Origin of the sequence: Brevundimonas sp. P7753 (assembly GCF_013386595.1) — a bacterium.
Classification (GTDB): domain Bacteria; phylum Pseudomonadota; class Alphaproteobacteria; order Caulobacterales; family Caulobacteraceae; genus Brevundimonas; species Brevundimonas bullata.
The window spans coordinates 1-775 of record NZ_JACARP010000147.1 but is presented as its reverse complement, the minus strand read 5'-3'; the positions used below and the strand labels follow the sequence as shown (position 1 = coordinate 775).

Genomic DNA, 775 nt, shown 5'->3' with positions numbered 1-775 from the left:
GGCCCGATTACACCGGCACTAAGGCCCTTTTCGCAGATTCCCAGACATCCTCATCATGTCGCGTCACAGGTCAGCACAGGTGGGCAAACCCGGCCTCCAGGCAGAGCGGCCCCTGCTGACGCCCAACCCGGTTGGACCTTTGGCCCCGGCGGCACGTTGTCGTCGCGAGCGTTCCGCCCTTCGGAGACATCCATGTCCGTCGTCATCTGCAACACGCCTCTGCCCGGCTTGGTCGGACGTCCCATCGACGCCGCGGCCCGGCGCATGCTCTCGGCCACGGGGGCGGTCGATTTCACGCAGCCAGCGGGCGAACCTGCCCTGGTCGGACCGGACTCGGTCTCGTGGCGCGTGTTCAAGAACCCGGTCTCCCTGTTCATCGGCGGGATCGCGGCGGTCATTCTCGAACTGGCCGAGCCTCGGGTTCGGGCCGGCGTCTGGGATCACTCCAGCTTTCGAAGCGATCCGCTGCGCCGTCTGCAACGGACGGGCATGGCGGCGATGGTCACCGTGTACGGCGCCCGCTCCGACGCCGAAAGGATGATTGCGGCCGTCGTCCGGATGCATGGCAAGGTGAGCGGCGAGACCTCGAACGGCGCCCCCTATTCCGCCGACGACGTCGATCTGCTGGACTGGGTCCAGGCGACGGCCGGTTTCGGCTTTATCGGCGCTTATGACGCCTATGTCAGCCGTCTGTCCCCGGTGGACGTCGATAGGGCCTATGCCGAGGCCGCACCCTCCGCCCGCCTCTATGGTGCGACGGGGGCCCCCGTCTCGG

Annotated in this window: 1 protein-coding gene; it reads left to right on the top strand. The window is 67.6% G+C overall.

The features are described 5' to 3' along the window. Positions 1-192: 192 nt before the first annotated feature. Positions 193-775: oxygenase MpaB family protein (locus HX774_RS18440; protein ID WP_255500551.1), on the top strand; the 583-nt coding region annotated here is incomplete at its 3' end.